The following is an 18,961-nucleotide window of genomic DNA, read 5'->3' as shown; positions in this document are numbered from 1 at the left end:
AATATATATGTTCAGACTTTATCAGGTGGAGAAATTCAAGATCTGAAAGATTTGAACTATTTTAATGAACAAGCTCCAGCTGTCTATCGTGATATGGACGAAGATAGTAATCCTCTCGTTATTATATATGAATGTAATTAATTAATTAACAGGTAGTAGTATGAAAAAGTTGTCGATTTTAAAATTAACAAAGGCAGAGAAAAGTCGCTTATTTGGTGGTTATAGTTGTAATCCGGATGGTCTATATGCATGTCGTGTTAGTAGCTGTACATGTCGTGAGCAGTTGTTTTATAACAATTCTCATTTTACTGATAAAAATGCTAGTAATGAAACGGATTCAGCTCATAATCATGGTATTTCATCCAATCAGAAGAATCCAGATTATTACACACTTTAGTTTATTAAACTGGGGTCTAGACTAAAACCTAGACCCCAAAATGTATTTTTTAACGACTTAATATGAAACCTATAGTATTTGTTGATAATTCAAAAAATTATTATTTATATTCTGTTTATAAAAATCAGATAATAAATATTGATCGAAAATTATATGATTTGATAACTGAATATTTGAATAATCCTAAAACGTTTGTCTCTAATTATTTTTTTAAAGATAGAGATGAGGAACTGAATTATGTTTTTAAAAGATTTGATTATCTAAATAAGAATGGATTCTTTAAAATAGATAATCCTTATACTGTAAATGGACGACTATTTGCGGAAGATATAGAAATGGCTCTGTCTAATTTGAAAGTGATAACATTTGAATTAACTCAAAAATGTAATTTGAAGTGTACTTATTGTGTCTATCGTGAGATGTATGATTCCTCCGCACCGAATGAGAGTGTTGATTTATCTTTTGGCATTGCCAAAGCTGTGATTGATTTTTTTTATAAACAATTCAATTCTAATGCTGCAGCATCTATAAATAGAAGCGTCTCTATTGGTTTTTATGGTGGTGAGCCTCTTTTGAGGTTTGATTTGTTAAAACAAATCCTCTGTTATTCAAAAGATTTAAATACGCAAAATTTCTCTTTCCACTATAATATAACTACGAACGGTTTACTTCTGGATAAATATATGGATTTCTTAGTTGAAAATAATGTTACTTTGTTAGTGAGTTTAGATGGTGATTTATCGACATCAAAGTATAGATTGACACGAAATAATTCAGATTCTTTTCCTGTAGTTTTTAGAAATTTAGTTCAACTTAAAGATAACTACCCAGAGTATTTTAAGAAAAATGTTTCATTCAATGCTGTATTCCATAATAGAAGTGACATATTGAAGATACTTACTTTTTTTAAGATAAACTTTGATGTGATTCCGATATTTTCAGAGTTAACGAGTGTTTCTTTGAAAAGAGAATATCAGGGAGTCTATAAAAGTATGTTTCAAAGTGTTAATAGGGCTGTTCAGTTGAATAAAGATTTAATTTCTCCAGTTATTCATCATAAAATCAATCCAATACTTCCTCAAACATTTAAATTTGTTGAAGGATGTGGAGGCTCCCATTACAGAGGATATAGACATTTATTGACAGGGGATATGAAAATGAATCATATACCAACTGCTTCGTGTACTCCTTTTGCGAATAAGTTGTTTGTCTCTGCTGATGGTAAGTTCCATCCCTGTGAAAAAGTCGGTCATGATTATCCTTTAGGGTATATAGATGAAAATTTTAATGTAAAGATTGATTATAAATCTATTTTAGATAGATATAATGGCTATTATGATAGAATAGCTCAAAAATGTATTAAATGTTATCGTGTTAATTCCTGTACGACATGTCTTTTTCAAAGAGATTTGGATTGTCAGCCTATTAATCGAGAGGAAATGACCCAGTATTTGAAAAATAGTATAAATAGTATTAGGAGAAATAAATCGATACTTAATCTTCATAAGAATAGTATACAATAAATTTGATGATAATGAGTAAATATATTATTTTTTATAGCTACATATATATAAGATATTGCAGAGGGAAGGCCTTGTTATACAGTCTACTAGATGGTGGCCATATTTTAGTTGAAGATCCAATACTTGCCTCTAAGATTTCAAAGGTTCATAATAAACCTTATTATGGATTTAAAATATCAAAATCTCTTTTGGATAATCATTTATTTATTTCATTTGCAAATGAAGTAAAAGAAAAAATGTTTGGTGAGATTATTGAGAAATCTGTTGAGCATTTGCCTTTAGTTTTTCAACCTGTGGTTGATGTTAAAAGCTATAGCTTAGATGATGAAAGAATTTCTTCAAATTTAAATAGTAATCAACAGGATTTTGAATATTTCAAACATAGAATGGGTACTGATATTATTAATAATTTGTATGAAATAACTTTACATATTAATTCTGCTTCTGAAATATATAAGCATAGATTTGCTTATAAACAGTATTGTTATCCTTTTTACTCAAAATCAATAACACTTGATCTTGAGTGGGTGAAAAGAGAACTGAGTGTTTCCTTTCCTAATTTAGAGGTGATAAATTTAGTAATAGGAGAAGTGAATGATGGTAATTTATTAGATTTGCTGGAGTTTATTTCTTATCAGTCCAGATTTTATAGATTAAGTATATATATGTTTGCGCATCATTTTTATCAGTATAGGACAGATTTTATTCTACAGGATAATATTCAATATATATTATGGCTACAGGGTAAGGATGAACTTTTGCGATCTTATACAAGTAATGTGATTTTGTCAATATTAGTTGAAAATGAAAGTGAATATAGGGGTTGTAAGAAAATGTTGAATATAGAAAATAATACTATGTTGATACTCCCATATTGTAATAAAAATAATCGTGATTTTTGTTGTCGAATATTATCATATACAGTTAAAGATCTTTTCTCTGTTAAATTGAAGCATAATGAAATTGTATCAAAATCAATATTAAATGTTAATACGTTTGGATCACTTGTGATTCTTCCAAATGGAGATATCTTTTCTGATATAAATTGCAGGAAATTAGCTGTTGTAAGTCCAGATATTAGTTTAAAAGAAGTGATTTTCTTGGAATTAGTAAATAGTCGTAATTGGTTTTTGACAAGAAAAAAAGTGAGTCCTTGTAAGAAGTGCATTTTTATGAATATTTGTCCTTCTATTACGGATATGGAACATTTTATGAATAAATATGATTTTTGTGATATTTATAAAACATAAATATAATTGTTTTCTTATATGCAATTAAAGTATTTTCCCCACTTTCATCAACTTGATGCAGCTGACTGTGGTCCCACTTGCCTTCGTATGATAGCGAAGTACTACGGTCGTACTTATGCGATTCGGTATTTGCGTGAACATGCCTATATCACCCGTGAAGGCGTATCTATGTTAGGGATCAGTGATGCAGCAGAACAAATAGGGTTTCGTACAATGGGGGTTCGGATTACATTGGAGCAATTACAGACAGAGATCTCATTGCCTTGCATTTTACATTGGAACCAACGTCATTTCGTAGTGTGCTACAAAATAAAAAAGGGGAAATATTATATAGCCGATCCGGCTGCTAGCCGGGGGGTATTTGATGAGGATGAATTCGGGCGTTGCTGGTTTAGCACCCCTGTGGAAGGGAAAGACACTGGAACGGCTTTGCTCCTTGAGCCTGGTCCGGATTTTTATGAACGGGAAGATGTGGAGGACCAGGAAAACAGAAAATTATCTTACTTTTTTCGTTATCTGACACCCTATAAACGGGAACTTTTTCAGTTGATATTAGGTATGCTGACGGTAAGTATCCTTCAATTGATTATGCCGTTCCTTACTCAAAGCTTGGTTGATACGGGTATCCGGGATAGTAATCTGAGTTTTATTACTTTGATCCTAATCGCACAGTTAGTAATTTTTATAGCCCGCTTATCGGTCGATTTTATTCGCAGTTGGATATTATTGCATGTTAATACTCGAATTAATATAGCCTTAATCTCTGATTTTTTAGCAAAACTTATGCGCTTACCCCTTCATTTTTTCGATACGAAGATGGTGGGTGATATTATGCAACGTATCGGTGATCATAACCGTATTGAGGCATTTATGACGGGGACTTCTATTAGTACATTATTTTCTTTTGTGAATTTCATCGTTTTTGGTTTTGTATTGGCTTATTATGACTTAAATATATTGGGGTTGTTCTTATTAGGAAATGGTTTGTATGTTACTTGGATTCTGCTGTTTATGAAGTATAGGCGGGAATTGGATATCAAACGATTTGCGCAGGCGGCAAGTGAGCAGAGTAATTTGTTTCAACTGATAACCGGTATGCAAGAAATCAAATTGAATAACTGTGAGACGGAAAAACGTTGGGAATGGGAGCGTATTCAAGTAAAGTTATTTAAAATCAGTATTAAGGGATTAGCTTTGGGGCAATATCAACAAATAGGATCGGTATTTTTTAACCAAACTACCAACATCCTTATTTCCTTCCTTGCCGCGCGGGCTGTTGTTTCGGGTGAGATGACGTTGGGTATGATGATGTCATTGATTTATATTGTAGGACAGTTGACCTCACCGATCGAACAGTTTATTGGTTTTGCACGTTCATTTCAAGATGCAAAGATTAGTTTGGAGCGTTTGGGTGAGATCCATCAACGAGAAGATGAAGAGCAGACTTTAGCTTTGAAAGTAAATACTTTACCGGAGAACCAGACTTTATATATAGAGGATGTGAGTTTCAGTTATGACGGGGCAGACCGGGATTATGTGTTGGAACATATTAATCTGACGATCCCACAACATAAGGTGACGGCTATTGTCGGAGCCAGCGGAAGCGGAAAGACGACATTGATTAAATTATTACTCGGGTTTTATGAACCGAACAAAGGGAATATCAAAATAGGTGATCTGTCTTTGAAGAATATGAATCCGCATGTGTGGCGGGCCCGTACGGGGTGTGTGATGCAGGATGGCTTTCTCTTTTCAGATTCGATCGCAAAGAATATTGCGATAGGAGAGGAAGTGATTGATAAGGAACGTTTGTTGCATGCAGTGACGGTGGCTAATATCCGGGATTTTATTGATTCTTTGCCTCTAGGATATAATACAAAGATCGGTATGGAAGGGAATGGTGTAAGTCAGGGGCAGAGGCAGCGTATCCTGATCGCCAGGGCCGTATATAAAAATCCTGAGTTTATTTTTTTGGATGAAGCAACGAATGCTTTGGATGCCAATAATGAACGTGAGATAATGGAGCATCTGCATCAGTTCTATAAAGGAAGAACAGTGGTTGTTGTGGCTCACCGGCTGAGTACGGTACGAGATGCGGATAATATAGTGGTATTGGATAAAGGCCAGGTCGTGGAAGAAGGAACGCATGAGGAACTGACAGCACGGCGGGGAATATATTATAAGCTGGTAAAGAATCAGTTAGAATTGGGTTCATAAAATATATTGATATGCCGGAGATTAGTGTTATTCTGATAGTTGATGATGAAAACGAAGATTTACAGGAAACTGTGAATAGTGTCTTCATGCAATCGTTTACAGGTTTTGAACTTCTTGTAGTGAAGGAGAGGGCTAATAGCTACGGAGATACTTGGGATGATATGGAATTTGATGATATACGCTTGAGAATTTTGAATGTCGTATCATTTAAAGAACCGGGAGTATGGAGACAGGTTATGGAAAGCATAAAGGGAAAATATGTTGTTCTAATGGATGTAAATCATTTAATGATTCCCCGGAAACTACATATGCAATTTTCTTTTATGGAGAATCATGGAGATGTTGATGTTTGTGGTACCTGGGTAACGGAAAATGTAGATTCTATAGTAAATCATTTTTATCAGGTGCGGCATAATGATATTGTTATTGAGATGCTGTTTTCTAAAGCTATATATACTCAGTCGGTGATAATGCGCAAGCATGTTTTTGGAGAGTTTCTAAAAATGTGTTTAGGAAAAGTACAGAGACATGAATCTGTGGAATATTATGAGATATGGACTGATTTAATGATAAAAGGATACCTTTTTGCCAATATACCGGAGGTGTTATTGAAAGTGCGAACAGGAAAAAATATATCTTTATTTTCTGATCCAAGTTTAGAACAAGCAGATCAAAGAGATATCCAATGTAATTATTTGGATTATCTTATGAATAAGATCATTGAGCTTGATCCTGCGTATTTTGATTTTTTGAATAGTGCTGTTGAATTGCAAAATAGTAATAAATTGACTTTTGAAGAATGTAAAGAGCTTGTTCGGAATGCATATATTCATATTAGAGAAAAAGAAGAGATACATTTAGTGGAAGGTAAAATCAGGATATTGTTTTGTATCGATACATTGGGAGGTGGCGGTGCAGAAAAATTATTGATCGATGTTTTGAAAAGATTTGATTATGACAAATATGCTGTTGATCTATTAGTCCTAATTAAAGATGGAATCTATTTTGCAGATATACCGGAGGAAGTTTCGTGGTTCTTCCCGGACAGTGAAAAAATAAAAAAACGATTTTATGATATAGAGATTGCTTTTTTAGAAGGACTAGCTGCAAAATATATAGGGGAAAGGGATAGCACTGCTGTTAAAATAGTTTGGGTTCATGCGGATTTGTATAATTATCATTGGATAAAGCAATATTATGAAAGTGATGAACATGAATATCGCATTTTTCAAAGAATGGATAAAATCGTTTTTGTGAGTGATAATGTGAAGGAGCAATATCTTAAGTTGTTTGGAGATGTTAAATCCGAATTGTTAGTAGTCTATAATCTTATTGACCGGGCGGGACTCTTGAATAAGTTGGATTGTGTGGGTATAACGAAAAGAAAATTTACATTATGTAGTATTGGGAGATTGACCCCGGTAAAGGGGTATTTGTTGTTGATACAAGCTGTCCGGCGTTTGGTAGAGGATGGACTGGACTTTGATTTATGGATTGTAGGAGAAGGAGAACAAAGAGTAAAACTGGAAGACCAGATCAAGGAGTTTTCATTAGAGGATATTGTTTTTTTACAGGGGTATCATAAAAATCCAATACCTTTTTTGAGAGAAACAGATATTTTTGTTTCCTCTTCTTTGTCTGAAGGTTTTCCTCTTGTAATTTGTGAGGCTTTGTGTATGGGGCTACCGGTTGTTGCAACAAAGAATGCTGGTTCAGAAGAAGTTTTGGGTAAGGGGAAATATGGCTTGATAACGGAACAAGATGAATATATGTTGTATAAGGCATTGAGATCCGTAATTGAAAATGCTGTGTTGAGAAGTGATTTACGGAATAAGGCATTGGAAAGGGCGAGGTTGTTTAATGAATCTGCAATAATGGATCAGATTTATACTGTTCTCGGATAACTAATAACTATAGTAGGAACAATGGATGGTAAAAAAATAGAATTACGTAGTGAAGAGGTACAAGAGGTGATGGGGCAAATCCCTGCCTGGATTGTACGATGGGGTATTACGTTGTTGTTTGTCGTGGTACTGGCTCTTTTGGTGGGTAGTTATTTTTTTATTTATCCGGATGTGATTGAGACGGAGATGACATTGACAAGCCGGGAACCGGTTGTGAAGGCAGTGGCCCGTTCGTCGGGAAAGATCAATGAACTTTATGTCTTTAACGGGCAGGAAGTGAAAATGGATGCTCTGCTGGCTGTGGTGGAGAATCCTGCGAAGACGGAAGATGTACTTCGATTAAAGAAATTATTAGCTCGTTATATGGGTGAGCCGGAACGACTGAGTTATTATTTATTACAGGATGTATGGTTGCTGGGTGATATTCAACCGGCATATATGGATCTGGCATCGAAAGATGTTTCTGCCCGTGATTACCGTGCTTCTGTCGGGCAGTTGCTGGCGGCGATCCATACCTGGGAGATGTCGTATTGTCTGATAGCACCCTCGGATGGACGAGTGCAACTGCTTGTTCAGGAGGCTCCGAATCAGTATTTATCGTCGGGAGATATTTTTGCCCGTATTGTGCCTAAAGAAGGTGAGAGTTGGATAGGGAGGGCGTTGTTGCCGTTACAACGTTCTGGAAAAGTAAAGGTTGGGCAGAGAGTAATTGTGCGTTTTACGAATTTTCCGGATCAGGAATTTGGTATTGTAAATGGTCGTTTGTCATCTGTCTCATTGGTCCCCTCGGAAAACAATTATATGGTAGAGATTGTTTTTCCTGACGGATTGATTACCAATTATGGAAAAAAACTGCCTGTTTTTTATGAAATGAAAGCTACCGCCGAAATTGTAACTGATGATTTACGTTTGATAGAACGCTTTTTCCAGCCTCTGAAAAAGATTCTGAAAGAAGGACTTTAAATCTAAAAGGTAACCGATCCTTTGCTGTTTTTTTTCATAATAGCCTGGTCTATTTTTCTATATATATGATATTTTCCATCCGCTTCATATTTACAAAACGACTTGGCTGGATTTAATGCTGATGATACAGGGTGTTGACTGGGATAATTGTACTCGTTGAAAAAGATGGAATACACATAAAAAAGCTGATAAAAAGGATCCGGAAATAGTTGTCCAACTCCCTGAAAATGGCTATCTTTCCATCATAATAGATAGTCTGATGGAATAACTGGATAAACATCTGTCAGTTAGTTGTTTGTGGATATAGTTGATTAATGTGTAAATTACAAAAACTTTATGACAAGTAGATTGATATACATATTTGTTTTTGTTATTGCCTTATTTTCTTGTCATGAACAAGGTGATAAAAAACGTATGGAAATGATAATAGAAGATCCTGCTGAATTGTCAACCATAACTGATGTGGTAAAAGTGCGTGATACACAACATAATAATGATGATATATCGATAAAGAATGAATTTAAGAGTATAGAGTATGTTCGTATTGATAATAAAAAGATAATCGGAAAGATAATAGATATAGCTTTTACAAAGGATTATATGTTTTTAATGCTCTCTCATGATGGAGGAATAATGAAATATGATCGGAAAGGTAATTTTATCAAAGTAATCGCCAGGGTTGGTGAAGGTCCTGAACAGGTTAATCCACATCATATATTTGTAGATGAATATAGAGAAAAGGTCTATGTAATGCAGTTTAGAAGAAAACATAGTATAGCCGTTTTTTCTTTTGAAGGAAAGTTTTTAGGAAACTTGGAATATCCGTTCGATAAAATAGATTTTATGTTGCCTTTAGGTGATGAGGTGTTTTTTTCTTTTAGGGAATCTATAATTCCTTTGACTGATTCCTTGAATTATGTTTCTGGTATGTTTGATATTCTGGGGAAAAAGTATTATTCAAGAAAATCGTATGTAAAACAATGCGATCTTGAAAATTGCAGATTAAGGCGTGTGTTCTTTTTTTCACATAAAAACAGTGTGTTGTACAAAATCGGAGGTATTAATATCCTTTATAGGGCAATGCGAGATACAATTGTTCCTGCTTATTATTTGGATTTAAAAAATCCTATCAGAGGAGAAATTTATCAATTGGCTTACTCTTCTAAATATTATACAAATTCTCTTGATGGGAATAATTTGAATTATCTATTTATTAATAGAGAGGGCTTTTTTGAAACAGACTCTTGTTTATATTTGAGATATGCAAGTGATAGAGGCGGTACCGTTTTGCAATATAATAAAAGTAGAAAACAAACAAAAAGTTATGCGCCTAAAACGAAAAGAGTTTTAGGTGTTAAAAATGATATTGATAATGGAGCCCCTATCTGGCCATTATACCATTATGCGAAAGAGAATATATATGTTCAGACTTTATCAGGTGGAGAAATTCAAGATCTGAAAGATTTGAACTATTTTGATGAACAAGCTCCAGCTGTCTATCGTGATATGAACGAAGATAGTAATCCTCTCTTTATTATATATAAATGTAATTGATCGATTCATAGTAGAGGGGCGTTTGTCGTCAATTTTTATGAAATGAAAACGATTGCTGAAATAGTAACCGATGATTCTCGTTTGATAGAACGTTTCTTCCTGCCACAGAAAAAGATGCTGAGAGAAGGGTTGTAAATTTAATAATGTAAAGATGAATATTTTTATCTGCTACATATTTACTATCTTTGCAGTCTGTTATTGGAATATCTTAATAAATCGACGATATGATTCTATTCTTTCAATCTCCAACAAAGACGGTGCTGGCTGTTGAGGCGGCACATGCTTTCTCTCCTGAAGATGTTCAAAAGCTCGTTTGGTTGTTTAGTGAAGCAACTCCCGTTCAATCGGAAACATTGGATGGCTGGTATGTTGGTCCCCGCCGGGAAATGATCACCCCGTGGAGTACTAATGCCGTGGAAATCACCCAGAACATGGGATTGAGCGGTATCTCACGTATCGAAGAATACTTCCCTGTATCTTCCGGTGAGGCAGACCACGACCCGATGCTGCAACGCATTTACAACGGACTGAACCAGGATATCTTCACGATCAGTAAACAACCGGATCCGATTGTTTATATCGAAGATATTGCAGCTTACAACCAACAGGAAGGGCTGGCGCTGAGTGCTGAAGAGGTGTCTTACCTGAACGAAGTAAGCCGGAAGCTGGAACGTAAGCTGACCGACAGCGAAGTGTACGGTTTTGCACAGGTAAATTCGGAACACTGCCGTCACAAGATCTTCGGCGGTACATTCGTTATCGACGGAGAAGAGAAAGAAAGCTCTCTCTTTAACCTGATTAAGAAAACATCGGCAGAAAACCCGAACAAACTGGTTTCTGCTTATAAAGATAATGTGGCTTTCAATGAAGGTCCGGTGATCGAACAGTTTGCTCCGGCAAGCGGTGACAAACCTGATTTCTATGAAACAAAGGTATATAAATCGGTTATCTCTCTGAAAGCTGAAACACATAACTTCCCGACAACGGTTGAACCGTTCAACGGTGCTGCTACCGGTTCAGGTGGTGAGATCCGTGACCGTCTGGGCGGAGGTAAGGCTTCTTTGCCTATCGCTGGTACAGCCGTTTACATGACTGCTTATCCGCGTACGGAGGGTGCCCGTGAATGGGAAAAGATCATGGACCCGCGTCCTTGGTTGTACCAGACACCGGAACAGATCCTGATCAAGGCTTCCAACGGTGCTTCCGACTTTGGTAACAAGTTCGGCCAGCCGCTGATCTGCGGTTCGGTACTGACTTTCGAACACGAAGAGAATAATAAGAAATATGGGTATGATAAAGTGATCATGCTGGCAGGTGGTGTTGGTTATGCCAATATGCGCGATGCTTTGAAGGGTGATCCTCAGCCGGGTGAAAAGGTCGTACTGCTGGGTGGTGACAACTACCGTATCGGTATGGGCGGTGGTGCCGTATCTTCTGTAAATACAGGACAGTACACCAGCGGTATCGAGTTGAACGCCGTACAGCGTGCCAACCCGGAAATGCAGAAACGTGTATCGAACGTGATCCGTGCGATTGCAGAGTCTGACAACAATCCGGTAATCTCTATTCACGACCATGGTGCAGGCGGTCACCTGAACTGTCTGTCTGAGTTGGTGGAAGCTACCGGCGGACATATCGATATGAGCCAGTTACCTGTCGGTGACCCGACGCTTTCTGCTAAGGAAATCGTAGGAAACGAGAGCCAGGAACGTATGGGCTTGCTGATGAAGGAAGAAGACGTTGCCCGCGTACGCCGCATTGCCGACCGCGAACGCTCTCCGATGTATGTAGTAGGTGAAACGACCAACGATATGAAATTCGTATTCGAGCAGGCCGACGGTGTGAAACCGATCGACATTAAGCTGGAATATATGTTCGGTAAACCGCCTAGAACAATCATGACAGACCATACAGTGAGCGAAACTTATGCTCCTGTGGTTTACAAAGATTCAGAAATACATCATTACCTGGAAAACGTACTTCAGCTCGAAGCTGTTGCATGTAAAGACTGGTTGACCAACAAGGTAGACCGTTCCGTAACAGGTAAGATCGCCCGTCAGCAGTGCCAGGGTGAATTGCAGTTGCCGTTGAGTGACCTGGGTGCCGTAGCATTGGATTACCGCGGAAAGGCTGGTATCGCTACTTCCATCGGTCATGCTCCGCAGGTGGCTTTGGTCGATCCGGCTGCCGGTTCGGTAATGGCTATCGCTGAGTCGTTGACGAATATCGTATTCGCTCCGCTGGCTGATAAGTTGACCGGTGTTTCTTTGAGTGCTAACTGGATGTGGCCGTGCCGCAACGAAGGAGAAGACGCTCGTCTGTACACGGCTGTTCAGGCCGCTTCTGATTTTGCCTGCGAACTGGGTATCAATATCCCGACAGGTAAAGACTCTTTGTCGATGACACAGAAGTATGGCGACGATAAGGTGATCGCTCCGGGTACGGTAATTATCTCGGCAGGTGCTGAGGTAAGCGATATCCGCAAGATCGTTTCTCCGGTATTGGCTCACGAAAAGAATTCTTACATATATTATATAGACTTCTCGTTCGATACGATGAAGTTGGGCGGTTCTGCTTTTGCACAGGCTTTGAACAAGCTGGGTAATGAAGTGCCGACCGTGAAGGATAGCGAATATTTCGCAGATGCGTTCAACGCCGTACAGGATGCGATCGAGAAAGGTCTGATCCTTGCCGGACACGATATTTCTGCCGGTGGTATGATTACTACCATGCTTGAAATGTGCTTCGCAAACGTAGAAGGCGGTCTGGAAGTCAATCTGGATAAGCTGTCTGAAACTGACATCGTGAAGATCCTGTTCGCTGAAAACCCGGGTATCCTGGTACAGGTGAAAGACAAGAAAACTTTCGAAAAGTTGATGGAAGAAGCCGGTGTCGGTTTCGCTATCATTGCCAAACCGACTGCCGAACGTCATATCCTGGTGGAAAAAGACGGTGTTCAGTATCACTTCGGTATCGACTATATGCGTGACGTATGGTACGAATCGTCTTACAAACTGGATATCAAGCAGAGCGGTAGCGTATGCGCAGGCAACCGTTTCGAAAACTATAAGATGCAGCCGCTGGAATTTAAATACGGCAAGAATTTCACCGGTAAGCTGGCTGACTACGGTCTGACTCCCGACCGTAAAGGTAAGAGTGGTATCCGTGCTGCGGTAATCCGTGAAAAGGGTTGCCAGTGCGAACGTGAAACATCTTACGCATTGTATCTGGCCGGTTTCGACGTGAAAGACGTTCACATGACCGACTTGGCTTCGGGACGCGAAACACTGGAAGATGTGAATATGATCGTATTCTGCGGTGGTTTCTCCAACTCCGACGTTTTAGGTTCAGCCAAGGGATGGGCCGGTGGTTTCTTGTATAACGAAAAGGCTAAGAAAGCATTGGATAACTTCTATGCACGTCCTGATACGTTGAGTCTGGGTATCTGTAACGGTTGCCAGCTGATGGCTGAACTGGGTGTGGTTTATCCGGAACACGAAAAGAAACATAAGATGTTGCATAACGACTCTCACAAACTGGAGTCTAACTTTATCTCTGTAGAGATTCCGAAGAACCATTCAGTGATGTTCGGTCCGATGAGCGGACAGAAACTGGGTATCTGGATCACACACGGAGAAGGAAAGTTCAGCTTCCCATACGAAGAGAAAGAATATCATATTGCTCTTAAATACAACTACGAAGGTTATCCTGCCAACCCGAACGGTTCGCCCTGGTCGGTTGCCGGTGTCTGCTCACACGACGGACGCCACATGGCTATGATGCCTCACCTGGAACGTGCTTTGTTCCCATGGCAGTGCGGTTATTATCCTGCTGACCGTAAAGGTGACGAAGTAACTCCGTGGATTGAAGGTTTTGTAAATGCACGCAAGTGGATTGAAGAAAACAAGAAATAAGAAAAAGAGATACATCTTTATAAAAGTAAAGGTTGCAATGTTCTGAACGTTGCAACCTTTTTTTCTATGAATAAGCAGCCTGGAATTTATTATTAAGTGCTGAATTGTTAGTAGATGCGGCCGCTTATTCATAGTTGTTTCATCAGATGATTACCAGCCTTTTGTCGTTTGTTTTAACAGAGGGTTGGCGTCCAGTTGGCGCTTAGGGATCGGGAAGATCGTGTATTCTTTATCCGACGGATCGACATCTTTATCCCACCAGGCATTACCGAAACGTCCCCAACGGATCAGGTCCGAACGGCGGCGGCGTTCGCCGATAAACTCGCGTCCCCATTCGTCGACAAACTCCTGGTCGGTCAGCAGGGCCGGATTTTGTACATAGCTGTATTTACCCCATTCGTCTGCCGGATAGTTTCTGACACGGATAAAATCGAGCAGTTCGGCAGCCTTAGCTTTGTTGCCGCTTCTGTAATTGATCTCTGCCAGCATATAATAGATTTCTGTCAGACGGATCTCCGGTGCGGATTGGCACATATATAGTCCGTCGCCTTCCTGCAGATACGGGAACTTATTGAAACGTACGCCTGAATTTTCTTCTCCTGTCGTTACGCGTGAACCTTTTTCTTTAGCCGTGCTGAGACCTTCGGAGAAACGGCCGACCTGATCTACATAGATCAACGGTTCACCTTTGTATTCTTCCGTTCCTTTTACTGTCTCGTTCGTGTAGCCGTATCCTTTTGTATAGTCGAACTTGTATTGGGTTCCGATCATGAAGAAACCTTCGTAATCGCCGTTGGCACTGGTGATCTGGAACGGTTGTTTACGGTAATCGCAGTCTGCATACTTTTCATACGGGGTTCCCAGTTGGCTGGCGAAACGATACACGTTGCCATCGAAATCCCGTGAAGGTGTCATGTGAATACCATTGTTGCCACCGTCGGGATTACCCAAAGCCTGGCCGGAAGTATAATGCAGGAAAGAATCATGGAAACCGCCGAACTGGTACACATTGCGTTTGTGGGGGAATTCGAACAACAATTCAGGTGACCTGTATCCTTTGATGCCGGAGCGGAATGGATCGCGGTAATCGTTCTGGTTGATATGATATTCCCCGTATTTACCGGCAATGATATCTTCGCAGAATGTTTTACAGTCTGCCGAACGGTCGACGTTAAGCCACACTTGCGAATTGAAATAGATACGGGCCAGCAATGCCGCAGCAGGAGCCTGGGTGAAACGACCGACGATATTCTCTTTTTTCAGTTGAGGCAATACATCTTTCAGTTCGCTCTCGATATAGCTGAATACTTTTTCGGGTGTAGCCTGGGCGAGCAGTTCGTCCGGTGCATCCTTTTCCGTGAAGATAGGCACATTCCGGTAGAAGTCGATCAGGAAGATATAGAACCAGGCACGCAAAGTACGTAATTCGCCGATGTAGTTGTTTTTCTCTTCATCCGTGATCCCCATGGCCTGGAAGTCCAGGACATTGAAATCGCGAAGGAGTGAATTGATCTGTTGGATACCCTGGTACGGACCGACCCAGCCTCCATTGATCTGGTTCATATCGTAATTCCATTTATGCTCGTGCAGACGGACCCATTGTCCGTCGTCGTAGCCGTGGCGTCCTTTCTGTGTCCAGACGAAATGGTCGCCGGTAAGTTCCTGCAACTGCCAGCGGTCGCCGTCCCATCCACACCATTGAGCGTGTTCGTAGGGGCGGAGTACGGTTGCTTCGACAGATGCTTTGTCTGTGAAGTAGTTGTCGCTTGTCAATATATTGAATGGCTCCTCCGTCAGATCCGTACAGGAAGTGAAAGCCATGGCTGTAGCCATCAGGCTGACTGTACAAAGTGATTTTATATTTTTCATGCTGTATATACTTTTAGTTTAGTAACTGATTTGAACTCCGAATGATACGTTGCGGGCTGTCGGATATAAGTCCATACTGCCTCTACCGGCCCATAAGCCAGTGACGTCGACACTTGACGGGTCCATGCCGCCTGAATACTTCGTGATGGTGAACACGTTCTTCATGGTTGCATAAATACGCAGGTTGGAGATCCATTTCGTATTCAGTTTAGGTGTCCATCCCAGCGTGATGTTATCCAGTTTCAGGTAATTACCGTTTTCGAGGAAGTAGTCGCACATGATCTTTTCTCCTTTGATATGGGCATTTTCCTTATAGGCGGATGTCAGCTTGTTAATACCTGTTACCCCTTGCAAACCATAATACATCTGGTATTGATTCAGGATCTGGTAGTCGAAACGTCCGCGGAAGTAAAGGGACAGGTCGAAACCTTTATAAGTAAATGTGTTTCCCCAGGCCATTTCCCATTTGGGCGTACCGTTGCCGATATAGGTTCTGTCCGCTTCGCTGGCGTCACGTCCCCGTACGGTTTCACCTCCTTTGATACCATTTTTGAAAACCATGATATTCCCATCTTCATCGACACCGGCGTAGCGATATCCGTAGAATGAACCGATTTCAACACCATCCTGCAAACGCTGGCACGGACCGGGGTTTCCGGGTGAAGGCAGACCGTCGCCTTCCATATAACCCAACTCATATTTCTCGTTAGAGAATGATTTCAGCTTCGATTTGGTATAGGCAAGCGTGGCATTGGTTGAATAGGTGAACTTGTCGTTTTGTACGGCATCCCAGTTTACCTGCAATTCAAAACCTTTGGAATTGGTTGTACCTACATTAGTCATGATCTTTTCGTGCAAATAGGGAGGAACCGGCACCTGATATTCACCGATTACATCTTTCCCTTCGCGGATGAAAAGGTCTAAACTACCGGATAGGCGCGAGTTGAACAAGGTATAATCGATACCCAGGTTGTAGGATATTTGTTTTTCCCAGGACAGGTCTTTGTTCGGGTTGTTTCCCGGGCCGTATACCTGAACCCATTTACCTTCACTGTTCGGCATCCATCCGTAACCGGTATATTTCGCCAGGGAAATATATTTATCGAAGCCCGAGCGTCCGGTCTGTCCGTAAGAGAAACGGAGTTTCAGGTCATTCACAGTCTGAGAATCTTCAAAGAAGGAAAGACGGGAAACACGCCATGCGGCAGAAGCAGCAGGGAAAGCACCCCATTTATGATCCGTACCGAATTTGGTGTTCCCTTCGTAACGGATAGAACCCGTGAACAGGAAAGTATTATCGAAATCATAGTTGACGCGTCCCAGGAAAGCGATCGTCTTTTCTTTGTTTTTATCGGATTCCATGCCCAGACGTCCGTCGGCCTTGTTGTAGTCGCCGGCTCCCAGGTTGTTGTACAGGAAAGCGTCTGTCGGGAAGTTCATGTTTTCGGCATTGAACTTTTCCCAGTTGAATTCCTGATAGGAGTAACCGCCCATTACTTTCAGGTGGTGCCGATCTATATCCAGCGAATAATTGCCTAACCATTCTAACGTGTAGTCCACCCATTTCTCATTTTCCAGGCGGGCACGTCCGTTACGGCTGTTGTTGATCGACTCGCGATGGTCTTTGAAATAATACTCGCGTTGCTTCTTGTCATGTCCCTGGCGGCCGAGTTTTAATTCGGTATTCAGGTTCTTCAGGATGTTGAGTTTGATGTTGAAGTCGGTAGTCAGGTATTCCTGTGTAGCTCCGTTTTCACGTCTTGTCAGGTTGAAGATCGGGTTGTAACTATCGAAGTTATTCCGGAATGCATCCATTTCATCCTTCGAATAGGTCGGGTTCAGTTCGACTGCCTGTTTGAAACTTCCGTAATCGGTGTAATCTTCATCGGCGTAACGATAGGATATGTTTCCTGTCACTTCCAATAAACCTTCTAAAGTGATTTGTTTGAAGCTGGCACGTAAACCATATTCTTTACGGTCTGTTGCAATGTCGAGCCCCTCTTTCGAACGGTAGTTTGCCGAGATACGGAAGATGCTGGATTCGCTACCACCGGAGAGGGCCAGGTTGTGGTTCTGTCCGAAGTTGTTTTTGTTGAGCAACTCGTTGTACCAATTCGTACGGGAACCGTAATCCTTTCCGATATTGTTGGCCACAAACTCTTCCGGACTCAGTATTTCCGGTCGTGCAGCAACGAAATCATGTTCGGCATAACCATCGTATGTGATGGATACTTTACCGGCTTTCCCCTGCTTCGTCTGAACCAGAATAACTCCGTTCGCTCCGCGAGAACCGTAGATGGCAGCGGCGGAACCATCTTTCAATACGGTAATAGATTCGATGTCTTGCTGGGCAAGATTTCGCAGGTCACCGCCCGGCATCCCGTCGATAACGATCAACGGACCGTTTCCGGCTTTCAAAGAAGAGGCTCCGCGTACCTGGATACTCGGACTGGCATTCGGATCGGCGGCTGCCGTATTGGATACGGATACACCGGCTACTTTACCGTCGATCATCTGTAACGGACTATTGGAAGCTCCTTGCAGGAAGTCTTTACTTTTTACACTTGTCACGGCAGTTGTCAGGTCTTTTTTCACCGTACTACCATAACCGACAACAACTACTTCCTGTAGATTTTCGGTATCTTCTTCCAGTGTAACTTCTATTTTTAACTGGTTGCCTACCGGTATCTCCTGTGATTTGTAACCGATATAAGATATTTGTAGCGTTGCATTCGCAGGTACATTGTTCAGCGTAAAATTTCCGTCGAGGTCCGTAATGCTCCCATTGGTTGTTCCTTTTACTACTACATTGGCTCCGATAACAGCCATCCCTTTTGTATCGGTAATGGTGCCTGTTATTGTTTTGCTTTGCTGGGTAATACTTGTTACCGGTGAATTTTCTGTTGTCGATCGTTTTATATCAGATGCATTTACAGGAAAGGCATAGAATAGAAAACAGAATGCTGACATTTTTGCTATCTCGTTGAAAGAGATGTGATTAAATGTTTTCTTCATAATTGTGAATTAATACTAGTTAGAATTAATAATTTTAATAGGTAAGTGATACGTATCTTATACGTATTGTCTGAACTGTTGTTTTTTCTACGTCATAGGCCTTATTTTTTTAGATTAGAATTAAAGTTGATTTAATACTCGCATTGAAATTCAATCAATAGTTCTTCAGGAACTAATTACTTTATGAATTTGATTGAGAGAGAAGGCAGTCCCTTTATTGGGAAATTTTGCGAATAATGTTCTTGAGAAGGAGGAATAAGTCAAGGTAAAACATCGAATTCTGTGTTTTTATAATAAAATATTAGCTTATTAATTACTTCATCTGATTTTAAAGCCGGGGTATTATGATATTATA

10 protein-coding genes are annotated in these 18,961 nt (G+C 40.2%); 8 read left to right on the top strand and 2 right to left on the bottom strand.

Annotated features, from left to right (window positions below):
- The first annotated feature begins 160 nt into the window (after window positions 1–160).
- The 8 genes from DWW23_RS26395 to purL all read left to right on the top strand — a co-directional run bounded on the left by DWW23_RS26395 (window position 161) and on the right by purL (window position 13,722).
- A complete protein-coding gene (locus DWW23_RS26395) occupies window positions 161–397 on the top strand; it encodes a hypothetical protein (RefSeq protein WP_147382638.1) in 237 nt (78 codons plus the stop codon).
- A 62-nt stretch (window positions 398–459) separates the two neighbouring features.
- Window positions 460–1,920, top strand: coding sequence for a radical SAM peptide maturase (locus tag DWW23_RS21340; protein WP_122355963.1), 1,461 nt, complete (start codon window positions 460–462; stop codon window positions 1,918–1,920).
- Window positions 1,921–1,931: 11 nt separating this feature from the next.
- On the top strand, window positions 1,932–3,170 hold the full coding sequence (locus DWW23_RS21335) for a hypothetical protein (protein ID WP_147382637.1): 1,239 nt from the start codon (window positions 1,932–1,934) through the stop codon (window positions 3,168–3,170).
- A gap of 18 nt (window positions 3,171–3,188) precedes the next feature.
- Window positions 3,189–5,387, top strand: a complete 2,199-nt coding sequence (locus tag DWW23_RS21330; RefSeq protein WP_122355959.1) for a peptidase domain-containing ABC transporter — start codon at window positions 3,189–3,191, stop codon at window positions 5,385–5,387.
- A gap of 11 nt (window positions 5,388–5,398) precedes the next feature.
- Window positions 5,399–7,291: a glycosyltransferase gene (locus tag DWW23_RS21325; RefSeq protein WP_122355957.1), complete on the top strand. Its 1,893-nt coding sequence runs from the start codon at window positions 5,399–5,401 to the stop codon at window positions 7,289–7,291.
- Window positions 7,292–7,312: 21 nt separating this feature from the next.
- Window positions 7,313–8,254, top strand: a complete 942-nt coding sequence (locus tag DWW23_RS21320; RefSeq protein ID WP_122355955.1) for an HlyD family secretion protein — start codon at window positions 7,313–7,315, stop codon at window positions 8,252–8,254.
- 336 nt (window positions 8,255–8,590) lie between these two features.
- The gene (locus tag DWW23_RS21315; protein ID WP_122355953.1) at window positions 8,591–9,808 is read left to right on the top strand and encodes a 6-bladed beta-propeller; all 1,218 of its coding nucleotides are present in this window, start codon (window positions 8,591–8,593) and stop codon (window positions 9,806–9,808) included.
- A gap of 224 nt (window positions 9,809–10,032) precedes the next feature.
- Complete coding sequence (gene purL, locus DWW23_RS21310; protein ID WP_122355951.1) at window positions 10,033–13,722, top strand: phosphoribosylformylglycinamidine synthase; 3,690 nt, start codon at window positions 10,033–10,035, stop codon at window positions 13,720–13,722.
- Window positions 13,723–13,872: 150 nt separating this feature from the next.
- On the opposite strand, the gene DWW23_RS21305 is transcribed toward purL, so the two are convergent.
- Together DWW23_RS21305 and DWW23_RS21300 are read right to left on the bottom strand one after the other, a co-directional pair.
- Entirely contained in the window at window positions 13,873–15,591 is a 1,719-nt protein-coding gene (locus DWW23_RS21305; RefSeq protein WP_122355949.1) for a RagB/SusD family nutrient uptake outer membrane protein, read from the bottom strand.
- An 18-nt stretch (window positions 15,592–15,609) separates the two neighbouring features.
- Window positions 15,610–18,606, bottom strand: coding sequence for a SusC/RagA family TonB-linked outer membrane protein (locus DWW23_RS21300; RefSeq protein WP_122355947.1), 2,997 nt, complete (start codon window positions 18,604–18,606; stop codon window positions 15,610–15,612).
- Window positions 18,607–18,961 lie beyond the last annotated feature (355 nt).

Origin of the sequence: Parabacteroides sp. AF14-59, assembly GCF_003479515.1 — a bacterium.
GTDB lineage: Bacteria > Bacteroidota > Bacteroidia > Bacteroidales > Tannerellaceae > Parabacteroides > Parabacteroides faecis.
Note: the sequence above shows the minus strand (reverse complement) of the source record. Positions and strands in the feature narration are given on the sequence as shown.